The organism is Dactylosporangium roseum (assembly GCF_025264685.1).
GTDB classification, from domain to species: Bacteria; Actinomycetota; Actinomycetes; order Mycobacteriales; family Micromonosporaceae; genus Dactylosporangium; species Dactylosporangium roseum.
Genome location: NZ_CP073721.1, coordinates 4,508,056 through 4,529,674 on the forward strand (window position 1 = coordinate 4,508,056; position 21,619 = coordinate 4,529,674).

At 71.8% G+C, this 21,619-nt stretch carries 20 protein-coding genes; 12 read left to right on the forward strand and 8 right to left on the reverse strand.

From position 1 onward, the window contains the following. Positions 1 to 15: 15 nt before the first annotated feature. From Drose_RS21115 to Drose_RS21125, 3 genes are all read right to left on the reverse strand, one after another. A complete protein-coding gene (locus tag Drose_RS21115; protein WP_260723015.1) occupies positions 16 to 2,136 on the reverse strand; it encodes a DNA gyrase/topoisomerase IV subunit B in 2,121 nt (706 codons plus the stop codon). A 227-nt stretch (positions 2,137 to 2,363) separates the two neighbouring features. After that, on the reverse strand, positions 2,364 to 3,047 hold the full coding sequence (locus Drose_RS21120) for a hypothetical protein (RefSeq protein ID WP_260723016.1): 684 nt from the start codon (positions 3,045 to 3,047) through the stop codon (positions 2,364 to 2,366). A 59-nt stretch (positions 3,048 to 3,106) separates the two neighbouring features. Continuing rightward, positions 3,107 to 3,655 carry a hypothetical protein gene (locus Drose_RS21125; protein WP_260723017.1) on the reverse strand — a complete coding sequence of 183 codons (549 nt, stop codon included), beginning with the start codon at positions 3,653 to 3,655 and terminating at the stop codon, positions 3,107 to 3,109. Positions 3,656 to 3,749: 94 nt separating this feature from the next. Here Drose_RS21125 and Drose_RS21130 point away from each other — a divergent pair, with 94 nt between their 5' ends. From Drose_RS21130 to Drose_RS21140, 3 genes are all read left to right on the forward strand, one after another. Then, positions 3,750 to 4,712: a sulfite exporter TauE/SafE family protein gene (locus tag Drose_RS21130; RefSeq protein WP_260723018.1), complete on the forward strand. Its 963-nt coding sequence runs from the start codon at positions 3,750 to 3,752 to the stop codon at positions 4,710 to 4,712. A gap of 35 nt (positions 4,713 to 4,747) precedes the next feature. Then, a complete protein-coding gene (pgi, locus tag Drose_RS21135) occupies positions 4,748 to 6,379 on the forward strand; it encodes a glucose-6-phosphate isomerase (protein ID WP_260723019.1) in 1,632 nt (543 codons plus the stop codon). 221 nt (positions 6,380 to 6,600) lie between these two features. Then, positions 6,601 to 7,173, forward strand: coding sequence for a hypothetical protein (locus Drose_RS21140; RefSeq protein ID WP_260723020.1), 573 nt, complete (start codon positions 6,601 to 6,603; stop codon positions 7,171 to 7,173). Positions 7,174 to 7,241: 68 nt separating this feature from the next. On the opposite strand, the gene Drose_RS21145 is transcribed toward Drose_RS21140, so the two are convergent. Continuing rightward, positions 7,242 to 8,423, reverse strand: a complete 1,182-nt coding sequence (locus Drose_RS21145; protein ID WP_260723021.1) for a sensor histidine kinase — start codon at positions 8,421 to 8,423, stop codon at positions 7,242 to 7,244. A 518-nt stretch (positions 8,424 to 8,941) separates the two neighbouring features. Here Drose_RS21145 and Drose_RS21150 point away from each other — a divergent pair. The 4 genes from Drose_RS21150 to Drose_RS21165 are packed head-to-tail and all read left to right on the forward strand — an operon-like array spanning position 8,942 to position 14,531. Then, positions 8,942 to 9,181, forward strand: coding sequence for a hypothetical protein (locus tag Drose_RS21150; protein ID WP_260723022.1), 240 nt, complete (start codon positions 8,942 to 8,944; stop codon positions 9,179 to 9,181). Next, positions 9,175 to 10,911: an ABC transporter ATP-binding protein gene (locus Drose_RS21155; RefSeq protein WP_260723023.1), complete on the forward strand. Its 1,737-nt coding sequence runs from the start codon at positions 9,175 to 9,177 to the stop codon at positions 10,909 to 10,911. Before Drose_RS21150 ends, Drose_RS21155 begins: the two co-directional genes overlap by 7 nt. Then, the gene (locus tag Drose_RS21160) at positions 10,908 to 12,869 is read left to right on the forward strand and encodes an ABC transporter ATP-binding protein (RefSeq protein ID WP_260723024.1); all 1,962 of its coding nucleotides are present in this window, start codon (positions 10,908 to 10,910) and stop codon (positions 12,867 to 12,869) included. Before Drose_RS21155 ends, Drose_RS21160 begins: the two co-directional genes overlap by 4 nt. A 42-nt stretch (positions 12,870 to 12,911) precedes the next feature. Then, entirely contained in the window at positions 12,912 to 14,531 is a 1,620-nt protein-coding gene (locus Drose_RS21165) for a hypothetical protein (RefSeq protein ID WP_260723025.1), read from the forward strand. An 8-nt stretch (positions 14,532 to 14,539) separates the two neighbouring features. Here the strand turns inward: Drose_RS21165 and Drose_RS39120 are convergent, their stop codons facing one another. Further along, on the reverse strand, positions 14,540 to 14,737 hold the full coding sequence (locus Drose_RS39120) for a hypothetical protein (RefSeq protein ID WP_390891216.1): 198 nt from the start codon (positions 14,735 to 14,737) through the stop codon (positions 14,540 to 14,542). A gap of 17 nt (positions 14,738 to 14,754) precedes the next feature. On the opposite strand from Drose_RS39120, the gene Drose_RS21175 reads away from it, so the two are divergent. Continuing rightward, the gene (locus tag Drose_RS21175; RefSeq protein ID WP_260723026.1) at positions 14,755 to 15,477 is read left to right on the forward strand and encodes an SDR family oxidoreductase; all 723 of its coding nucleotides are present in this window, start codon (positions 14,755 to 14,757) and stop codon (positions 15,475 to 15,477) included. Between the two features lie 65 nt (positions 15,478 to 15,542). On the opposite strand, the gene Drose_RS21180 is transcribed toward Drose_RS21175, so the two are convergent. Next, positions 15,543 to 16,583: a TetR/AcrR family transcriptional regulator gene (locus tag Drose_RS21180; RefSeq protein ID WP_260723027.1), complete on the reverse strand. Its 1,041-nt coding sequence runs from the start codon at positions 16,581 to 16,583 to the stop codon at positions 15,543 to 15,545. Between the two features lie 92 nt (positions 16,584 to 16,675). Here Drose_RS21180 and Drose_RS21185 point away from each other — a divergent pair, with 92 nt between their 5' ends. From Drose_RS21185 to Drose_RS21195, 3 genes are all read left to right on the forward strand, one after another. Further along, positions 16,676 to 17,758 (forward strand): cytochrome P450, encoded by a 1,083-nt coding sequence (locus tag Drose_RS21185; protein WP_260723028.1) that lies wholly within the window; start codon positions 16,676 to 16,678, stop codon positions 17,756 to 17,758. Between the two features lie 221 nt (positions 17,759 to 17,979). After that, positions 17,980 to 18,939 carry a non-homologous end-joining DNA ligase gene (ligD, locus tag Drose_RS21190; protein WP_260723029.1) on the forward strand — a complete coding sequence of 320 codons (960 nt, stop codon included), beginning with the start codon at positions 17,980 to 17,982 and terminating at the stop codon, positions 18,937 to 18,939. Further along, positions 18,939 to 19,529: a GrpB family protein gene (locus tag Drose_RS21195; protein WP_260723030.1), complete on the forward strand. Its 591-nt coding sequence runs from the start codon at positions 18,939 to 18,941 to the stop codon at positions 19,527 to 19,529. Before ligD ends, Drose_RS21195 begins: the two co-directional genes overlap by 1 nt. 98 nt (positions 19,530 to 19,627) lie before the next feature. On the opposite strand, the gene Drose_RS21200 is transcribed toward Drose_RS21195, so the two are convergent. Together Drose_RS21200 and Drose_RS21205 are read right to left on the reverse strand one after the other, a co-directional pair. Beyond that, positions 19,628 to 20,056 (reverse strand): VOC family protein, encoded by a 429-nt coding sequence (locus Drose_RS21200; RefSeq protein WP_260723031.1) that lies wholly within the window; start codon positions 20,054 to 20,056, stop codon positions 19,628 to 19,630. 10 nt (positions 20,057 to 20,066) lie between these two features. Continuing rightward, positions 20,067 to 20,513: a helix-turn-helix transcriptional regulator gene (locus tag Drose_RS21205; RefSeq protein WP_260723032.1), complete on the reverse strand. Its 447-nt coding sequence runs from the start codon at positions 20,511 to 20,513 to the stop codon at positions 20,067 to 20,069. A gap of 146 nt (positions 20,514 to 20,659) precedes the next feature. Between Drose_RS21205 and Drose_RS21210 the strand changes: the two genes are divergently transcribed. Further along, complete coding sequence (locus tag Drose_RS21210; RefSeq protein ID WP_260723033.1) at positions 20,660 to 21,571, forward strand: polysaccharide deacetylase family protein; 912 nt, start codon at positions 20,660 to 20,662, stop codon at positions 21,569 to 21,571. The last annotated feature ends 48 nt before the right edge of the window (positions 21,572 to 21,619 follow it).

The following is a 21,619-nucleotide window of genomic DNA, read 5'->3' on the forward strand; positions in this document are numbered from 1 at the left end:
CCCTCCGATAGGGAATCAGGCGTCGATCGTCTCTTGGTCGACCCGGGTGGCGGAGTCGATGAGCCAGTTGCGGCGGGGCTCGACCCGCTCACCCATGAGCAGCTCGAGGACCTGTTCGGCGGCGTCGGCGTCGTCGAGGGTGATGCGCCGCACGGCGCGGGTCGCGGGGTTCATCGTGGTGTCCCACAGCTCGTCGGCGTCCATCTCACCGAGACCCTTGAACCGCGGGATGGGCGTCACGACCTGCTTGCCGGCCTTCTCCAGCCGGGTCACCGTGGTGGTCATCTCCTGCTGCGTGTACGTGTAGATCGTCTCGGAGTTGCGCCCCTTGGTGACGATCTTGTGCAGCGGCGGGACGGCGGCGTAGAGCCGGCCGTCGGCGATCACCGGGCGCATGTACTTCGCGAACAGCGTGATGAGCAGCGTGCGGATGTGCGAGCCGTCGACGTCGGCGTCGGCCATGATCAGAATCCGCCCGTAGCGCATCGCCTCCAGGTCGAACGTGCGGCCGGAGCCGGCGCCGAGCACCTGGACGATGGCGGAGCACTCGGCGTTGTCCAGGACCTGCTGGATGTTGGCCTTCTGCACGTTGAGGATCTTGCCGCGGATCGGCAGCAGCGCCTGGTACTCCGAGGAGCGGGCCATACGGGCCGTGCCGAGGGCGCTGTCGCCCTCGACGATGAACAGCTCGCTGCGCTTGACGCCGGTGGAGCGGCAGTCGACGAGCTTCGCCGGCATCGAGGCGCCCTCGAGGGCGGTCTTGCGCCGGGCAGCGTCCTTCTGCTGCTTCTGGGTCAGCCGGACCCGCGCCGCGTCGACGATCTTCTGCAGGACCGTGCGGGCCTCGACCTTGGTCTTGCGGGCCTCGACCCACGCCTTAATCTGCTGCTCGACGATCTGCTGCACGACCCGGGTCACCGGCGCCGTGGACAGCTCGTCCTTGGTCTGGGAGGTGAACTGCGGCTCGGGGATGCGCACGTGGATGACCGCGGTCATGCCCTCCAGCACGTCCTCGATCGTCGGCAGGTCCTCCTTGGGCCGCAGCAGGCCGCGCGTGTTGCGGATGGCCTCGGCGAGGGCCCGCAGCGCGCCGCGCTCGAAGCCGCGCCGGTGCGTGCCGCCGTGCATGTTGCGGATCGTGTTGGTGAAGCACTCGACGACGCGGTCGTAGCCGGTGCCCCAGCGCAGCGCGATCTCGACCTCGGCGCGGCGCTCCACGTTGGCCTTCATCACGCCGTTCTCGTCGGCGGCGTTCTCCTTGTAGCGCCCCTCGCCGTTGATCAGCAACGTGCCGCAGACCGGCTTGTCGCCGCTGGGGGCGAGGAACTCCACCATGTCGGTCAGGCCGTTGGGATAGTGGAACGTCTCGGTGGTGATCGAGCCCTGGGTGGCGTCGCGCAGCACATAGGTCACGCCGGGGACCAGGAACGCGGTGTTGCGCAGCTTGGCCCGCACGAGCTCCGGGGCGAGGGCGGCACCGTTCTCGAAGTAGCGGGGGTCGTGCCAGTATCGGATCGAGGTGCCGGTGGACTGGCCGCGCTTCATCCGGCCCTGGACGACCAGCCCGGAGCGGCGGGTGAACTTCGCGTTGGCGCCGGCGCCGTCGAACTCACCCGGCACGCCGTGCTGGAACGACATGTGGTGGACCTTGCCGCCGTTGCGGACGGTGACGTCGAAGCGTGTGGACAGCGCGTTGACCGCGGAGGCGCCGACACCGTGCAGACCGCCGGACGTCTTGTAGCCGGAACCGCCGAACTTGCCGCCGGCGTGCAGCCGGGTCAGCACCAACTCGACGCCGGACATGCCCGACTTGGCGTGGACGCCGGTCGGGATGCCTCGGCCGTCGTCGTCGACCTGAACGGAGCCGTCGGCGTGCAGGGTCACCTCGACCTGGGTGGCGTGGCCGCCGATACCCTCGTCGGTGGAGTTGTCGACGATCTCGGTGAACAGGTGGGCGACGCCCCGGCTGTCGGTCGAGCCGATGTACATGCCCGGGCGCTTGCGGACGGCGTCGAGCCCCTCGAGGAGCGTGAGGTCGTCTGCCCCATACAAGGTCTCGGGTTGTGCGGTCAACTCGATGCTCTCCCCATGGTCTGGACTCTGTGCTGCGGCGAGCGTAGCGGCACCCTCTGACATTTCCGTGGCACCCTGCCCGCGTGTGATGCCCACGGCGACCGGTTTCTCCAGCGGCGGGTCGCCGCACACATACACCCGCCCGGCGCTGACATGCTGGTCGGAAGCCGGTTGCGGGCGGGGTGCGGCGCGCCGCCGTGACCGCTCCCAGAAAGCGCGAGCCGCGAGACGGTGGGGCGGTAGGAACAAATGTACGTCACGCCGGGCGGAAGGCCCGCGCGCCGCACCGGTCAGACGATGAGCGTGCGGCCGTTGCTGTACCGCGCGATCGCCGCCATGATCTCGTGCTCGCCCCGATCGGCGAAGTTGAGCGTCGCGGTGAAACCGGAGCCGTAGAACAGCTTGAGCAAGCCGGAGTCGATCGCGGTGAACACGCCGAGGTTGCCGTCGGCGCGCGGGTCCCGCGGCTTGACCACGACCATCTTCTCCAGTGACCAGCGCCGCCTGGAGATCCGCTCGATGCCCTCCCACGGCAGCCAGATGGCCTGTCCGCGGGTCGGCCGGGTCTTGATCCACAGGCCGGCCGGACCGACGGCCAGGACCGGTCCGCCGGAGGTGATCAGGAAGACCTGGAGCGACATGGCGCCGGAGACGACGAACAGCAGGCAGCCCGCGAACGCCAGGACCGCCACGATGTCACCGCTGGTGCTGTCGGGACTGTCGGCGGTGAGGACGAACGCTAGCGGGCAGGTGAACGCCAGCACGACGACGAGGGCGACCGGCCCGAGGACGAGCAGCCGCTTGAGCACGCTGGGCCGCGCGACGAAGGGCTGGTCCTCCGGGATGCGCTTGACGATCGGCGACTGCGGACCGGGCGGCACCTGGTAGCCGCCGGGCGGGACCTGCGGCGGTCCCTGCCATGCGGGCGGACGGGGCCCCGGAGGGTTGCCTGGAGCGTTCGGCGGCTGCGTCACGGCGACACCTTACGACGCGCCGCCGGACCGATGTGGACCGCGCCCGTACCGAATGCCGTCTATCCGCGGTCGACCCATGAGCGATATCTCGTGCCGTCGACGTTGTCCAGGTAGTACCCCCGCAGGTCGGCGCGGGCGACGAAGAACGCCACGAAGATCAGCAGGGCGGCCGCGAGCAGCCCGATGACGCCGTGGAGAGTCACGTACCAGCCGGGGACGGCCTGCGCGTACTCCGTCCGGAGCAGCTCCGGCTCGGCGCCCGTCGGCGCGACCGCCCACTCCGGTCCCCCGACCAGTGCGCAGAGCAGGCTGAGCGCGAGCGACGGCGCGATGACCCACAGCGCGACCCGGACCTTGTTGGACGGGCTGCGCGCGAACACGACGAGCAGGCCGACGAGGACCGCCCCGACGGCGGAGATCGCGAGATTGTTGACCATGTCGACGCGCACCTGCGAGAGCGACTGCGCCGAGATGAGCTTCGGCCGCATGCCGCTGAGGTTGCGCAGCGCGATCGAGGTCAGGGCGACGTCGGCCGTCAGCAGCAGCGCCGTCGTGACCACCGCCGCGTAGACCACCCTGACCTGAGTGGAGATCCGCATCACGCCCATCGACGTTAACGTAGTGCGTCCGGACGAGTGGTCATACCCACCAATCCGACCGACAACGTAGACAAGTGGCGGCCGGGTCGGCAGACTTCTGCGGATGGATCCCGTGATGACCCTGGCCGGCCTCGGCGTCGGCGTGATCGTCGGTCTCACCGGCATGGGCGGCGGCGCCCTGATGACACCGATCCTGGTGTTGTTCTTCGGCGTGCCGCCGCTCGCCGCGGTGTCCAGCGACCTGGCGGCGAGCGCGGTCATGAAGCCGTTCGGCGGCTGGGTGCACGCCCGCCGCGGTACGGTCAACTGGTCGCTGGTCCGCTGGCTGTGCGTCGGCAGCGTGCCCAGCGCGTTCCTGGGTGTGCTGCTCATGCGCGCGATCGGCGGCGGGGACACGGTCCAGCAGGTCGTGCGGGTCTCGCTCGGCGCGGCGCTGCTCCTGGCGGTCGTGGGACTGCTGGTCAAGACGTACAGCCGCCGGGAGACCTCGGCGACCGGCGCGCTTACCGGCGTCGAGGTGCGCCCGGTGCCCACGGCGCTGCTCGGCGCGCTGGGCGGGCTCGTCGTCGGCATGACCTCGGTCGGCTCCGGTTCGCTGATCATCGTCATCCTGCTCGCGCTCTATCCGGCCCTGCGCGCCAACGACCTGGTCGGCACCGATCTCGTGCAGGCCGTGCCGCTGGTGGCCGCGGCGGCGATCGGCCACGCGGTCTTCGGCGACCTGCGCCTCGACCTGGCCGCCGCCGTGCTGGCCGGTTCGGTGCCCGGCGTCCTGATCGGTGCGCGGCTGTCCTCGCGCGCCCCCGCCGGGGTGGTCCGGGCCGCGCTGATCATCGTGCTCATCGCGAGCGCCCTGAAGCTGTTCGAGGTGCCGAACGTCCCGGTGGTGATCGTCGTGGCCGCCGCGACGGCCGTCGCGGTCTTCGAGGGACGCCGCCGCGCCCCGGCCGGGCGTGCGGCGGCGACGCCCGGACACGCCGGTCGGGAGCCGGTTCACGCCGCGGCGCAACCGCAAGATCGACGCATCACGGACGAGACGGATGTGCAACAGGCAGAATCACGGTGACTGTGGTTCCTCGCTGACGTCGCTAGGAGTTCCTGATGCCCAGGCTCAACCACCTGCCCGAGTGGTCCGCGCTGGCCAAGCACCGCGCGGAGCTCGGCGAGGTGCACCTGCGTGACCTCTTCGCCGCCGACGCCGACCGTGGCAGGCGCTACTCGCTGCGGGTCGGCGACCTCTACCTCGACTACGCCAAACACCTCGTGACCGACGAGACCCTCACCCTCCTGCGTGACCTCGCCGCCGCGCGCGGGGTGAACGAGCTGCGCGACGCCATGTTCCGCGGCGACAAGATCAATTTCACCGAGCACCGGGCGGTGCTGCACACCGCGCTGCGCGCGCCGCGCGACGCCGTCGTCGAGGTCGACGGCGAGAACGTCGTGCCCAAGGTTCACGCGGTGCTCGACCGGATGGCCGCGTTCACCAACCGTGTCCGCTCCGGCGAGTGGACCGGCTTCACCGGCGAGCGCATCACCACGATCGTCAACATCGGCATCGGCGGCTCCGACCTCGGCCCGGCGATGGCCTACGAGGCCCTGCGCGCCTACACCGACCGCGGCCTCGAGTTCCACTTCGTCTCCAACGTCGACCCTGCCGACCTGCACGAGGCGCTGGTCGTCGCCGACCCGGCGCGGACGCTGTTCATCATCTCGTCGAAGACGTTCACCACGATCGAGACGATCACCAACGCGACCGCGGCCCGCACGTGGCTCGTCGAGGCACTGGGCGACGAGGCCGCGGTGGCCAGGCACTTCGTCGCCGTGTCGACGAACGCGAACGAGGTGGCGAAGTTCGGCATCGACACGGCCAACATGTTCGAGTTCTGGGACTGGGTCGGTGGGCGTTACTCGTACGACTCGGCGATCGGCCTCTCGCTGATGATCGCGCTCGGCCCGGCCGGTTTCCGGCAGATGCTCGACGGGTTCCACCTGATGGACGAGCACTTCCGCACGGCGCCGCCCGAGCAGAACGCGCCGCTGCTGCTGGGCCTGCTCGGCATCTGGTACCGCAACTTCCACGACGCGCAGACCCACGCCGTGCTGCCCTACAGCCACTACATGTCGAAGTTCCCGGCCTACCTCCAGCAACTCGACATGGAGTCCGACGGCAAGTCGGTCGCCCGCGACGGCAGGCCGGTCGACTGGGACACCGGCCCGGTCGTCTGGGGCACCCCGGGCACCAACGGCCAGCACGCGTACTACCAACTGCTCCACCAGGGCACGATGCTCGTTCCGGCGGACCTGATCGGCTTCGCCCGGCCGCTCACCGAGCTGGGCGAGCTCGCCGAGCAGCACGACCTGCTCATGGCCAACCTGTTCGCGCAGGGCCAGGCGCTGGCGTTCGGCAAGGCGGCCGAGCAGGTGGCCGCGGAGGGCGTGGCGGAGGCGGAGGTGCCGCACCGCACCTTCCGGGGCAACCGTCCGTCGACGACGATCCTGGCGGCCGAGCTCAACCCGTCGGTGCTCGGCCAGTTGGTCGCGCTGTACGAGCACAAGGTGTTCGTCCAGGGCGCGATCTGGGACATCGACTCCTTCGACCAGTGGGGCGTCGAGCTCGGCAAGGTCCTGGCCAAGCGGATCGAGCCGGCCCTGACCGAGGGCGCGGAACTCCCCGACCTGGACAGCTCCACGGCCACGCTGGTCGCCCACTACCGAGCCGCCCGCGGCCGCTGACCACCCCCCTCCCTCCCCCACCCCCGATCCGCGCGTTGATCATGCAGTTGTGGTGCCTGGACACTCCCTGAATGCCCGGTTTATCAGGCACCACAACTGCATGATCAACGCGGGAGGCGGCGCGCGGCGGGGCGCGGCGGGCGCGGCGGGGCGCGGAGGGGCGCGGCAGGGCGCGGAGGCGGCGCGCCGCGGGGCGCGGAGGCGGCGTAGGGTCGGGATGTGTGATCAGCGATCTCGAGCTGCGGGGACTGAGCCACCGCGAGCGGGCCGAGCTCGCCCAGCGACTCGCCGCGCTCGCGCCGCCGGTGCCGCAGGGCCGGACCGTCGTGGAGGAACGCACCCGGCGGTGGTTCGTCATCGTCGTCGGGGTGGCCAGCGTGCTGCTGATCCCGTGGATCGTCGCGCTGGCCGCCACGCTCCCCCGGCACTACCTCACCGGGCACTGGCGGGCCACCTGGGTCGGGTTCGACCTGGCCGTCGCCGTCGCGCTGGCCACCACCGCCTGGGCGGCACTGCGCCGCAGACAGGTGGTGGTGCTGGCCGCGTTCGTCAGCGCGACGCTGCTCGGGTGCGACGCCTGGTTCGACATCATGACGGCGTCCGGCCCCGACCGCTGGGCGAGCGTCGCCACCGGGGTCCTGGTCGAGCTGCCGCTGGCCGGATGGCTGTTCTTCGTCGCGCACCACCTGGTCCGGCTCAGCATGCGGCGGCTCCTCGTGCTCTCCGGCCAGCCGCCCGACCTGCCGCTGCGGCGGATGCCCCTGTTCGGGGTGCCACCCAGGCAGCGACGCTGATCACGGTCCGGGACCGCGGTCCAGGTGTACCGTGACCCCGCCGCCGTCGACCGAGCCGAAGCGCTGCGCTACGGGAGGCTCAGGCGAGCCGTCGTGCCGGCCGGGGAGGAGCTCAGCGTGACCCGGCCGCCGTGCGCCGTCGCGGTCTCCTGGGCGATGTGCAGGCCCAGGCCGACGCCCGGCACCGCCTGGGCGCGAGAGTGGCGGCCGCGGTAGAAGCGCTGGAAGACGTACGGGAGTTCGTCCGGCGGGACCCCGACGCCCGTGTCGGTGACCTCGACCGTGGGGACGGGCGCGACGACCGTACGCACCGTGACCGTGCCGTCCGGCGGGGTGAAGAGCAGGCCGTTGCGGATCAACTGCCGGACGGCTTGGGTGAGCCGCGTGACGTCGACGCGCACGGCGGCCGCCTGGCTCGGGGGCTCGACGACCAGGTCGATGCCACGCTGCGCGGCGACGGGACGGCAGGCGTGCGCGGCCGCCGCGGCGATCATGTGCAGCTCGACCGGGGCACGGTGCAGCACGAGCGGGAGGTCGGCCGGGCGGGTGCCGTTGAGCAGGTGGTCGACCATGCCGACGAGGCGCTCGCCGTTGCGGTGGATCGGCTCCACCAGTTTGCCGAACGCGGCGAACCGCTCGTCGTCGGCGAGCAGTTCGAGGTACCCCTGGATCGCCGTCACCGGCGTGCGCAGTTCGTGGGAGATCGTCGCGACGAGATCCTCCTCCCGCTGGGTGACGCGGGCCAGCTCGTCGCCCAGTTCGGTGAGCATCACCCGGCTGCGGATGAGCGACAGGTGCCCGGTGGCCTGCCGGGCGAGGGTGTCGAGCGCCTCGCGCTGGCGGTCCCCGGCGACGCCCGGGCGGTCGTCGACGACGCAGAGTGCGCCGAGGGCGTGGCCGTCGTCGTCGATCAGCGGGGAGCCGGCGTAGAAGCGTACGTACGGGTCGCCGACGACGTTGGCGAACGCGTGGAAGCGCTCGTCGGAACGCGCGTCGGGGACCACGAGCTGCCGCCGTTCGTGAGCGGTCACGGCACAGAAGGAGACGTCGCGCGGGCTCTCCGAGCCGGCGAGGCCGGTGTTGCCGGCGTACCATTGCCGGTCGCGGTCGACGAGTGCGACGGCGGACATCGGGGTGTCGAAGATGGACGCCGCCAGCCGGGTGAGATCATCGAGTTCGCGCGGGCGCGGACGGTCGAGGACACCGTAGCTGTGCAGCGCGGAAAGCCGGGCTTCCTCGTCGACCGTCATGGCGTCCCCTCATTGCTGATGCGCGGCGAGCCATGCCAGGTTGCGCCCGCCGGGGAGCCGCGCCGGACGCGCTGCGTTGCGGCCGGGGTGCTTCCGCTCTGCGAGAAACGCACCGGCACCGTTCCGAAATCGGTTGACCGAGTGAGTGCTCGCTCATTACGGTCACGAACGTGAACCAGACCCGTCGTCGGCGAGTGCCGGCACTCACTCTCGACGACCGGCGCGCGGCGCTCATCGCGGCGACCCTGCCGCTGCTGCGCAGCCACGGCGCGGCGGTCACGACACGGTAGATCGCCGAGACGGCGGGTGTCGCCGAGGGCACGATGCTCATCTCGGCCGCCCCTGTCCACCGCTTTCGACGAGGATTCGAGACTGCGGGCGCTGTCCGCGATCGACCCGGAGTCGTCACTGCGTGCGAGGATGGCCGACGTGATGGCCATCCTCGTCCGCGGGATCGAGGCGAACATCCAGCTCATGATGGTGGCCGCACACTGCCGCACGACACGGCGGGCCCGCTCATGACCAACCTCATGGCGGGCCGGCGGCGTCTCATAGACGCCGTCGCGGCCGTCATCGAGCCGGACCGCGACAGGCTGCGCCGCAGCCCGATGTCCACCGCCCGCCCGCTCATCGCACTCGTGGTCACCACGGTGCGCAGCGAACTCACCGAGCCCGACGTGTTCACCCCCGAGGAACTGATCGGGGTGTTGCTCGACGGCCTGCTGACCCGTCCGACTGGAGAAGCCCGAGAATGCTGATCCGCCTGCTCAAAACCTATCTGCATCCCTACCGGAGGCCGATCACCCTGGTGGTGCTGCTGCAACTCGTGCAGACGCTCGCCACGCTGTATCTCCCGACGCTCAACGCCGACATCATCGACAACGGTGTGGTGAAGGGTGACACCGGCTACATTCTCCGCATCGGCGGCTGGATGCTCGCCGTCACCCTGGTCCAGATCCTCTGTTCCGCGGCCGCCGTCTACTTCGGCGCCCGCACCGCCATGGCGCTCGGACGGGACGTCCGCGCCGGCATCTTCACCAAGGTGCAGGCCCTCTCCGCGCGGGAGGTCGGGCACTTCGGCGCGCCGTCGCTCATCACCCGCACGACGAACGACATCCAGCAGGTACAGATGCTGGTCCTGATGACGTTCACGCTCATGGTCTCCGCGCCGATCATGTGCTTCGGCGGCATCCTGCTGGCGCTGCACCAGGACGTGCCCCTCTCGGCGCTGCTGCTGGTCGTGGTCCCGATCCTGATCGGGGTCATCGCGGTCATCGTGGTGCGGATGCGGCCGCTGTTCCGCACCATGCAGGAGCGCATCGACCTCGTGAACCGGGTGATCCGCGAGCAGATCACCGGCATCCGGGTGATCCGCGCGTTCGTCCGTGACGAGCACGAGCGGGTGCGGTTCGCCCGCACCAACGGCGACCTGCGCGACGTCTCGCTCGCCGTGGGGCGGCTGATGGCGCTGATGTTCCCGACGGTCATGCTCGTCGTCAACGCCTCCAGCATCCTCGTGCTCTGGTTCGGCGCGCACCGCATCGACAACGGGCAGATGCAGGTCGGTGCGCTGACGGCGTTCCTGAGCTACCTGATGCAGATCCTCATGTCCGTCATGATGGCCACGTTCATGTTCGTGATGATCCCGCGGGCCGAGGTGTGCGCCGAGCGGATCCAGGAGGTGCTCACCACCGAGTCGAGCGTGACCATCGCCGCCGTGCCGGTGACGAGCCTGTCCCAGCACGGCGAGCTGGAACTGCGCGACGTCGAGTTCCACTACCCCGGCGCGGAGGCTCCGGTGCTCAGCGGCGTCGACCTCGTCGCCCATCCCGGCCAGACCACGGCCATCATCGGCAGCACCGGCGCGGGCAAGACGACGCTGCTCAACCTGGTGCCGCGGCTGTTCGACGCGACCGGCGGCGCGGTGCTGGTCGACGGCGTCGACGTGCGCCGGCTCGACCCGGCGCTGCTGGCGGCGACGGTCAGCATGGTGCCGCAGAAGCCGTACCTCTTCACCGGCACCGTCGCGACCAACCTGCGGTACGGGCGGCCGGACGCGACCGACGACGAGCTGTGGCGGGCGCTGGAGGTGGCACAGGCGGCCGACTTCGTCCGGCAGATGACCGGCGAGCTCGACGCCCCGATCGCCCAGGGCGGCACCAACGTCTCCGGCGGGCAGCGGCAGCGCCTGGCGATCGCCCGCACGCTGGTCGCCCGGCCGGAGATCTACCTGTTCGACGATTCGTTCTCGGCGCTGGACTACGCGACGGACGCAGCGTTGCGGGAGGCGCTGCGCACCGAGATCGCGGGTGCGACCGTGGTCATCGTGGCGCAGCGGGTGAGCACGATCCGCGACGCCGACCGCATCGTCGTGCTCGACGAGGGCCGCGTCGTCGGCACCGGCACCCACCAGGACCTCATGGACGGCAACACGACCTATCGCGAGATCGTGCTGTCGCAGTTGACGGAGCAGGAGGCGGCAGCATGACGGCACCACGCAGGCCCGCCGGCCCGCCGGTGGGCGGCCCCGGGCGCATGATGATGGGCGCCGGCGGACCGCCGGCGAAGCTCGACGACTTCAAGGGTTCGACGAAGCGGCTGCTGCGGATGCTCGCGCCCGACCGGCTGATCGTCGGTCTGGTGCTCGTGTTCGGCGTGATCAGCGTCGGGCTGTCGGTGATCGGCCCGTGGCTGCTCGGCAAGGCCACCGACGTCATCTTCACCGGCATCGTCGGCCAGCAGATCCCCGCCGGGACCACCAAGGAGCAGGCGGTGGCGAACCTGCGCGCGCAGGGCAGCGACCGGTTCGCCGACCTGCTGCAGGCGCTCGACGGCGTGGTACCCGGCCACGGCATCGACTTCGCCCGGCTCCAGCGGGTGCTGCTGTGGGTGGCGCTGGTGTATCTCGGCGCCTGGATCTTCGGCCTGCTGCAGGCGCGGCTGGCGACGGTCGTGGTGCAGCGCACCCTGTACCGGCTGCGGGAGCAGGTGTCGGCGAAGCTGTCCCGGCTGCCGCTGTCGTACTTCGACCAGCAGCCGCGCGGCGAGGTGCTGAGCCGGGCGACGAACGACACCGACAACATCGCGATGACGCTGCAGCAGTCGCTGAGCATGCTCATGACCTCGCTGCTGACCATCATCGCGGTGCTCGGCGCCATGTTCTGGATCTCGCCGCTGCTGGCCGTCATCGCGCTGGTGACGGTGCCGGTGTCGGTGCTCGTGACGGCCCGGATCGGCAAACGCTCCCAGCCGCAGTTCGTCCAGCAGTGGGCGAGCACCGGCAAGGTCAACGGCCACATCGAGGAGATGTTCACCGGCCACTCGGTGGTGAAGATCTTCGGTCGGCAGGCCGAGGCGGCCAAGACGTTCGAAGAGCACAACGAGGCGCTGTACACCGCGTCGTTCCGGGCGCAGTTCATCTCCGGTCTCATCCAGCCGGCGATGATGTTCATCGGCAACCTCAACTACGTGCTGGTCGCCGTCGTCGGCGGCCTGCGGGTGGCCTCCGGCTCGCTCTCGCTGGGTGACGTGCAGGCGTTCATCCAGTACTCGCGGCAGTTCAGCCAGCCGTTGACCCAGGTGGCGAGCATGGCCAACCTGGTCCAGTCCGGTATCGCGTCGGCCGAGCGGGTCTTCCAGATCCTCGACGCCGCCGAGCAGTCCCCGGAGCCGGCCTCCCCGGCCCGGCCGGAGCGGGTGCTCGGCAAGGTCACCTTCGAGCACGTCTCGTTCCGGTACAAGCCGGACGAGCCGCTGATCGAGGATCTGTCGCTGACCGTCGCGCCCGGGCAGACGGTGGCGATCGTCGGGCCCACCGGCGCCGGGAAGACGACGCTGGTCAACCTCATCATGCGGTTCTACGACCTGACCGGCGGCCGGATCCTGCTCGACGACGTCGACATCGCCGCCATGTCGCGGGACGAGCTGCGTGAACGGATCGGCATGGTGTTGCAGGACACCTGGTTGTTCCAGGGCACCATCGCCGAGAACCTGGCGTACGGCGCCGATCACCCGACGCGGGACAAGATCGTCGCCGCGGCGGAGGCCGCGCACGCCGACCGGTTCGTGCGCACCCTCCCCGAGGGCTACGAGACCGTCATCGACGAGGAGGGCGCCGGGGTCAGCGCGGGCGAGAAGCAGCTCATCACGATCGCGCGGGCGTTCCTGGCCGAACCGACGATCCTCATCCTGGACGAGGCGACGAGCTCGGTCGACACCCGCACCGAGGTGCTGATCCAGCGGGCGATGAGCACGTTGCGGGCCGGGCGGACGAGCTTCGTCATCGCCCACCGGCTGTCCACGATCCGCGACGCCGACCTCATCCTGGTGATGGAGCACGGCAGCATCGTCGAGCAGGGCACGCACGACTCGCTGCTGTCGGCGGGCGGCGCGTACGCCCGGCTGTACTCGGCCCAGTTCGCGGCCGCGGCCGTCGAAGTGGAGTAGACCGGGTGTTACGGCACGGCGCGCCGGGGTATCTGGCGCGCCGTGCTGACCAATCTCGCCCATCTCGACGCGCTTCGGGTGCGTCTCGTTCCGCCGCCCCAGCCCGGGCACACTACGTTCCGCCTCGCCGAGGAGCCCGCCGTCGAGGTGGTGTGGACGTACGCCGAACGGTTGCCGGACGGCTCGTACCTGCCGTGCGGCGGCGGTGACCTCGACCAGGACTCGGGCTACTTCGGCCAGGGCGCGTTCAACGCCGACGACATCGCCCGGGCGGCGGTGGTCTACGTGCGGCACTGGCGCGCCACCGGCGCCGCCACCAGCCGCGCCGCGGCCCGGCAGCTCCTGCGCGGTCTGTGCTTCCTGCAGACCGTCGGCGACGACGACCCGTGGAGCGGCAACGTGGTGCTGTGGCAGCAGCCCGACGGCACGCTCAACCCGAGCGCCGATCCGCCGGAGCCGCCCGACCCGTCCGACAGCGGCGAGTCGGCCTGGCTCGCCCGCACGGTCTGGGCGCTGGGCGAGGGCTATGCCGCGTTCCGCGACGACAGCCCGGACTTCGCCGCGTTCCTCCAGGCCCGCCTGCGGCACGCGGTCGGCGCGATCCGCCGTCAGGTCCTGCCGCGGTACGGGCAGTGGCGCCTCGTGGACGACCACGCGACCCCGGCCTGGCTCATCGCCGACGGGGCCGACCTGACGGGTGAGGCGCTGCTCGGGCTGTCCGCGTACGTGGCGGCGGCCGGCGACGACGACGTGCGCAAGGTCCTGGAACAGCTCGCCGAGGGTGTCACCGCGATGCGGACCGGCACGCCGTGGACGTGGCCGTTCGGGGCGGTGCTGCCGTCCGGGCTGTCCCGCACCACCTGGCACGGCTGGGCGGGGCTGGCACCGGCCGGGCTGGCCCGCGTCTACGAGGTCGCCGGGGACCTGGCGGCACGGGACGCGGCCCTGGCCGACGCGGCGTCGTTCACCCCGCACCTGCTGGTCGGCGGCGGCCCCGACAACCTGCGGGTGGCGCTGCCCGGGGCGCGGGAAGCGCTCACCGTCGACGGGGTGCAGTTGTCCTACGGCGCGCAGTCGCGGGTCGAGTCGCTGCTCGCCACCGCGCGGGCGACCGGGCGGTCGTCGCTGTCGACCCTGGCCGGGATCGCCGGATCGTGGTTCTTCGGTAACAACCCGGCGGGCGCCCCGATGTACGACCCGGCGACCGGACGCACGTACGACGGCGTGGACGTGCTGGACGAGCCGCCCGCCGGCGCCACGCACCGCGGCGTCGTGCACCGCGACGCGGGCGCCGAGTCGACGATCCACGGGCTGCTGGCGATGCTGGCTCTCGACGGCGACCCGCACGCGGCCGCGGTGGCGCGCATCGCCGACCACGGCGACCAGGAGCCGTGCCGGGACGCGACGGCCGGCGCCGACCTGCGCTGCCTCGCGCTGGCCGACCCGCTCACCGGCGCTCGGGTCACGCTGCTGCGCAGCATGGCGACGAGCACCCGCGCTACCGACGTCATCGTCCCGGGCGACACGACGGCGACGGTCAGCGTCAACGACCCGGCCGGCGAGGAACTGGAGCACTACACGACCACCGCGGGCCGCATCCGCGCTCTCGTCGTCGCCGGCGGCTACACCATCGTGCACACGGCCGGTGCCCACCCGCTCTGAACCCGTGGTCACGTGCGGCCGAGCAGCCGGAACAGCGTCAGCCACTGCTCCGGCCACACCAACCCGACCGGGGTGTCCGGAGCCAGCCGCAGCGCGCGGTGCCGCGGCCAGGTCGGGTCGACCTCGTAGGCGGTGAGGTGACCACGATTCCGGGCAGGAAGCCGTCCGTGAAGGCGCCGGCCCGCAGCGCGGCCGGTGGACGGCACGGAAGAGAGGAACCCCCATGAGTCTGCAGCGCCAGCACGTCGCCGTGCTCGGCGGCACTTCGGGCATCGGCCTGGCCACCGCGCTGGCGGCCGCCGTGGCCGGGGCCGACGTGACCGTCGTCGGCAGCCGCCCGTCGAGCGTCGAGCGGGCCCTCGTGGTCCTGCCGACCGGCGCGGCGGGTCGCGCCACCGACCTGGGTGATCCTGACGAGGTGGGCAAGCTGTTCGCCGCGGTCGGCGACCTGGACCACCTGATCTACACCGCCGGTGAGCCGCTCATGCTGACGCCGCTGGACCGGATCGAGGTGAGCGAGGCGCGGCGGTTCTTCGGGCTGCGGTACTTCGGGGCGCTCAACGCCGCGCACGCCGCGCTGCCGTACCTGCGGGAGGGCGGCTCGATCACGCTGACCACGGGCACCGCCGGGGATCGCCCGGGAGCGGGCTGGTCGGTGGCGTCGAGCGTCTGCGGCGCGATCGAGGCGCTGACCCGGGCGCTGGCCGTGGAGCTGGCCCCGCGGATCCGGGTCAACGCCGTCTCCCCCGGCGTGATCCGCAGCCCGTTGTGGTCGAACCTGCCGGAGGAGCAGCGCGAGACGCTGTTCCGCGACAGCGCGGCGAGCGTGCCGCTGCGGCGGGTCGGCGAGGTCGATGACGTGGCGCGCGCCTACCTGTACTGCATGACCCAGTCCTTCGCGACCGGCTCGATCCTGCGCGTCGACGGCGGCGCGGTGCTCGTCTGAGGGTTGCGCCGGTCGCGATCACGGCACCCGCCGCCGCGGCCGCGCGCGGAGCTGACCGCCGGGGACTACGCGCGGTAGGTCGCGGCGGCGTGGCAGGCGCCCCAGCCGTCGGCGCGGGCCACGACCCGGCCGTGCTCGACCCGCACCGCGGTCTCGGTCGCGTCGCTGACCGCGTCGACGCCGGCCGCCGCGGCCACGGCGCCGGTCTCGTCGACGACGAGCCGCAGCCGGGGCCAGGCCTCCGGCGGGACGGCGTGCCGCAGCTTGTTGCGCAGCTCGGCCAGGGAGAGCCGGGCGAGCGCGGCCAGCTCGTCGGGCTGGCCCGTCACCAGGACCGCGGTGACCTCGACGCCGGCGCGGATCGCCTCCTCGACCGCGGACAGCCGGTGCAGGCCGAGCACGGCCACGACGCCGTCGTGCGGCCCGGCCGGGGTCCCGCGCAGCTCGTCGACGGCGGACGGTGGCTGCCACGGCGCGCCGGCCGCGCGGACCGGGGCCACCAGCGGCGGCAGGGGCCAGTGGTCGTCGAGGTCGAGGTCGGCGAGTTGCTCGCAGGCGCGCACGACGTTGAACGGCTCGCCGAAGCCGGGCGCAGCGGCGGCGAGCTGACCGCTGCCGTGCAGCAGGGTGAGCGCGGTCTCGGCGAGGCGGACCTGACGGGGCCGGCGCCCGAGCCGCTCCAGCGCGAGCCCGAGGACGATCGCGTCGAGGCGCTTCAACTGAGCGTACGGCCGGCGGACGCGATCGTCGGCGATGACCTCCGGGACCAGGTCGACCCCGAGCCACGCCGGCTCGTCGGCGTCGGTGGCCAGCGGCAGGCGGGCGACCCAGGCCCGGGCCAGCGCACCGAGAGCGTCCGCGACGGTAGCCGACCGGGCGGGCGGCGGCACGGGCACGGCGGCGGCGTCGTCGGCGAGCACCGCGAAGTACAGCGCCCGCTTGCCGGGAAAATTCGAGTACACGGCGCCGCGGGTCAACTCGGCCCGCTCCGCGATCGTGTCGATCTTCGCCTCGCGGAAGCCGCGCTCGGCGAACTCGGCGCGGGCCGCCGCGAGCACGCGGGCCCGGTTGCGCTCCTGCGCCTCGGCCCGGGTCAGCCGCACCACGCGGCGCCGTCCTCGAAGTCCTCCGTTGCTTGAACCACGGACACAGGATACCGTCACCACTCAGATGATGAGAACATCTGATTGGAGTATCTGTGGAGTTCAGCGACGTGCTCGACGACCCGGTCGCCGCGTATCGGCGGGCCCGCGAGGAGGCGCCCGTCGCTCGCCTCGGGCCGATGTGGGTGGTGCTGCGCCACGCCGAGGCGCGGACGGTCCTCACCGATCCACGGTTCGCGCTCAGCGCGGCGAGCTACCAGCAGCGGCCGGACGTGCCGGAGCGCTACCGGCCGTACCTGCGCACGATGCAGGAGATGGAGGGCGCGGAGCACCAGCGCCTGCGCCGACTGGTGGCGCCCTCGTTCAGCCCGCGGGAGGCCGAGGCGATGCGCCCGCGGATCGCGGCGATCGTCGAGCGCCTGCTGGACGAGGCGGTGCGGGACCAGGAGGTCGACCTCCTGCGGGACTTCGCGACACCACTGCCGATGGAGGTGATCTGTGAGCTGATCGGCGTCCCGCCCGCGGACCGGCCACGGTGGCGGGTGTACGGCGCGGCCGTCGCCGGTGGGGACGGCAAGGCGTTCGCCGAGGCGATCCCGGCCATCATCGACGACGCCGCGAAGGTCGGCGCGCGGTTCGGCGGGGAGCTCACCGAGACCGAGCGGGTCACGCTGGTCTGGCACCTGGTGCTCGCCGGTCAGGTCCCGGCGAACCTCATCGCCAACGCGGTCGCGGCCCTGCTCGAGCATCCCGCTCAGCTCGCCGAGCTGCGCGCGGTGCCGGCGCTCATGCCGCAGGCGGTGGAGGAGCTGACCCGGTGGTGCGGTCCCCAGTTGCTGACCATCCCGCGGTACGCGCAGCAGGACGTGCACCTGGACGGTGTCCCGATCCCGAAGGGCGACCCGGTCACCGTGTCGATCCTGTCCGCCAACCGCGACCCGCGGGTGTTCGACGACCCGGATGCCCTCGACCTGCGCCGGGTCGCGACCGGCCATCTCGGCTACGCGCACGGCCCGCACTTCTGCCTCGGCGCGCCGCTGGCCCGGGTGCAGACCGAGCTGGCGCTCAGCGCGGTCCTGCGCCGGTTCCCGGACCTGGCGCCGGCACCGGGCGAGGAGGTCCGCCGCCTGCCCGACCCCGGGACCTGGCGCCTGGCGTCACTGCGCGTCGTCGGCTGAGCCCTCCTGCCGCAGCGTCGTGAGCAGCGCGGTCGCCGCGGCCCCGGGTCCGGCGCGTTCCGGGCCGCTCGACCCCATGATCATGGGATGGATCCGGCTGTCGGGGCAGCCACATCTTTCCCATGCTCATGGGGTCGAGCGGCGTGGCGGCGGATCGCGGCGGGCGCGGCCGAGGCACCGACGGGACCGGGGAACGGTGGCCCGGTTGGTACGGTGCGACGGTGAGCAAGGCCGACGAGGAGCGCGACGGGGTCGCCCTCACCAACCTGGACCAGCCGCTGTTCGACGGCGCCGGGGCGACCAAGCGCGACCTGGTCGACTACCTCGACGCCGTCCACGACCGCATCATCCCGGCGCTGCGCGACCGGCCGCTGTCCGTCGTGCGGATCATGCGCGGCCAGGAGTCGTTCATGCAGAAGAACGTCCCAAAGTACACGCCGGACTGGGTGTCCACGGTCAGCATGTGGGCGGAGAGCTCGAAGCGTGACGTCACCTACGCGCTGTGCAACGACCGCCGCACCCTGCTGTGGTTCGGCAACCAGCGGGCGGTCGAGTACCACCCGACGCTCGTGCGGGCCGACGACTGGGCGCACACCACGCACATGGTCCTGGACCTCGACCCGCCGTCCCCCGAGGAGTTCGGGCTCGCCGTCGCGGCGGCGCGGCTGATCCGCAAGGTGCTCACCGACGCCGGGCTGGACAGCGCGGTGAAGACCAGCGGGGCCAAGGGTCTGCACGTGTTCGTGCCGATCGACGGTCACGCGCCGATGGACGACGTCGCGGGCGCGACCCGGGCGGTCGCCGCGCGGGCCGAGCGGCTCGACCCGCGGCTCGCCACGACCGCGTTCATCCGCGACGACCGGCAGGGCAAGGTCTTCCTCGACCCGACCCGCGTCGGCGGCGCGACGGTGGTGTCGGCGTACAGCCCGCGGCTGCGGCCCGGCACGCCGGTGTCGTTCCCGCTGTCGTGGGACGACCTCGACGACGTGCGTCCCGCCGACTTCACCGTCCACACCGCACCGGGGCTGCTGGGCGACGCCGACCCGTGGGCGGCCGCCATGCCGGCGCCGCAGCGGCTCCCGGACGACCTGGTCGCGGAGGGGCACACGATCCCGATCCCCCGGGTCCAGGCGATGCACGAGGGCAAGCGGAGAGCGCGAGCCAAGAGGGAGAGCGCGTAGTGTCCGTCACCATCGCCGCACCGGACGCGACCTGGCGGATCCGGGCGGCCGAGCTGATCGCGGAGCTGCACGGCGCGCTCGGCCCGCTCGCGCTGCGGATCGAGCACATCGGCAGCACGTCGATCCCGGGGATGGCCGCCAAGGCCGTCTACGACCTCCAGGTGAGCGTCGCCGACCTCGACGAGGCCGTCGCCGCGTTCGACGCGCCGCTGGCCGGGCTGGGCCTGTTCCGGAAGCCGTACGAGCACGACCACGTCCCGGCGGGCCGCGCCGACTCCCCCGGCCGGTGGCGCAAGCGCTACTGGTCCCGCACCGGCGACGAGCCGGTCCACCTGCACGTCCGGCTCGTGGGCTCGCCGAACGAGCGGCTGGCGCTGCTGTTCCGCGACTGGTTCCGGGACCGACCGGACGCGGTGGCGGCCTACAGCGCCTTCAAGACCGCCCTCGCCGCCGCGGTCACCGACCCGGACGTCTACACGGACGTGAAGGATCCGGTGGTCGACCTGGTGGCAGCGGCCGCCGAGGAATGGGCCGCAACCACCGCCTGGACCCCCACCCCCGCACCCCCCGCACCCCACTTTGCGCGTTGATCTTGCAGTTGTGGTGCCGGGACACTCCCACAATGTCCGGGTTTGTCAGGCACCACAACTGCAAGATCAACGCACGAGGGGGAGGGCGGGGTCGCCGGCTACTCGGCGCCCTCCGGCCGGAAGGCCCGCGACTCGACCAGGACCAGCCAGTTGCCGGTGTTGTCCCGCATGACCGCCTCCACCCCGTACGGCCGCTCGGACGGCTCCTGCAGGAACGTGACGCCCTTGGCGGTGAGCTCCTCGTAGGTCTTGCGGCAGTCGTCGACGCGCAGGCCGAGCCCGCCCATGGAGCCCTTCTCGAGCTGGCGGCGCACGAACGCGGCCGCGTCGTCGTCGAGCGGCGGGCCGGGCGTCATCAGCGTGACCTCGATCTCCGGCTGCTCGGGATGCCGGACGGTGACCCAGCGGAACCCCTCACCCATCGTGACGTCGGTGCCGGGCTCGAAGCCGAGCACGCCGACGTAGAAGTCGCGGGTGGCGTCCTGGTCGAGGCAGTAGACGGTGACCAGCGAGATGTTCGTAATCATGGCGCTGACGTTACGCGCCGTCACCGGCGGCGCCTTCTCCAAAATTGCGCTCCGGCGTCCGCAGGACCCCGCACATGAACAGCCAGCAGCCGGGCACGTGCGCCTCACCCTTGGCGGCCCACCGGTTGCGGTAGGCGATCGGGCTCTCACCCACCAGCTTCGTGAACCGCGCCGAGAATGAGCCCATACTGGTAAACCCGACGATCATGCAGATCTCGGTTACCGTCAGGTTGGCCGAGCGCAGCAGGTCCTGCGCCCGCTCGATGCGGCGGCGGGTCAGGTAGCGCATCGGTGTCTCGCCGTAGGTCGCCTCGAAGCAGCGCACGAAGTGGTACTTCGAGACGGCGGCGACGGCGGCGACCTGCGCGAGGTCCAGCGGCGTCTGGTAGTTGCGATCGATGTGGTCGCGGGCGCGCCGCAGGTGCGCGAGCAGTTCCACGGGCACCTGCCTGGTCACCGTGCAACTCTACGGTGACGCCCGACGCGCGTGACGTCGTGGTCACCGTCGGACACGGCACGCCGAACGGGGTTCACGATTCGGTCCGATTCCGCTAGCGTGGCCGCGCGAATAGATGCCGGTTGGCCGGATTAGGGAGATCCGAGGTGATTCGACGCAGGACAGCGCTCGCGCTGCGAATCATGGCGGTTGTGGCGCTGCTGGGGTCGACCGCCTGCGCCGACAACCATGTCTCGCAGCGCGCGAGCCCGTCGGCCACCGGCACCCCGGCCTCGCCCGCCGCCGCGGCGCCACCGAGCCCGTCGGCGACGCGCTCGCCCAGCGCGCCGGCGTCGCCCTCCGACCGGCCGACGTCGCCGAAGCCGTCGCCGTCGAGCGGCGCGCGGACCGCCGAGGGCGGCTTCGTGGTGCGGCCGCCGGGCAGCGGTCACGGCCCCGGCGCGTCGGAGCGGTTCACCGGAGGCACCGCGGTCGCGCTGACGTTCGACGACGGCCCCGACCCGGTCAACACCCCGGCGATCCTCAAGGTGCTGCGGGACAACGGCGTGAAGGCGACCTTCTGCATGGTCGGCTTCCGGGTGCGCGACCATCCCGAGCTGGTGCGGCAGATCGTCGCCGACGGCCACGCGCTGTGCAACCATTCGTGGCAGCACCTGCTCAACCTGGCGAAGAAGGACCCGGCCTACGTCGACTGGGATCTCCGCCACACCAACGACATGATCCATGCCGCGGTCGGCGCGGACGTGCCGATCAGGTACTTCCGCGCGCCCGGCGGCAACTTCACGCCGGAGCTGGTCGCCAAGGCGCGGGAGCTCGGCATGGCGTCGATCTACTGGGACGTCGACCCGCGGGACTGGGACCACAATCCCGACGCCGACCACGCGGCCCACATCCAGCGGGTCATCCGCGAGGTGAAACAGCACGTCCGCGAGGGCTCGATCGTGCTGTCGCACGACAACGGCCAGCCCGACACCGTCGTGGCCTACCGGACGCTGGTGCCCTGGCTCAAGGAGTACTTCACGCTGGAGGCGCTCCCCACCACACCGACCCGACCATGATCCGCCGCCGCGAGCGCCGGGGCGGCGGAGAACATGATCCGAGCATGG